The organism is Tolypothrix sp. VBCCA 56010 (assembly GCF_050875635.1).
Lineage (GTDB): Bacteria > Cyanobacteriota > Cyanobacteriia > Cyanobacteriales > Nostocaceae > Hassallia.
Genome location: NZ_JBPAOH010000559.1, coordinates 1 through 207, shown reverse-complemented (window position 1 = coordinate 207; position 207 = coordinate 1). Strand labels below are relative to the sequence as shown.

Here is a 207-nt window from a genome sequence, read left to right as displayed (position 1 = left end):
CTGATATAATTTTCTTTTAGCGGTTCCTGAAGTCGAAATGTGCCGAGAGTAGGAATTTTAATAGATTTACCCGACTTGACCAATACGCTCCCGTTGCTGTCATCAACAGTGAAAGACTGTTTATTCTTACGGGTTTTACGAGTTGGCGGTCTAGTAATTCCTTTGCGCCATCTACTAAAAGCGGTTTGCAAACTTTGGAATGCTGAC

At 41.5% G+C, this 207-nt stretch carries 1 pseudogene; it reads right to left on the bottom strand.

The features are described from left to right. Positions 1-207, bottom strand: a pseudogene (locus AABK37_RS42350) (hypothetical protein); the annotation flags it as partial.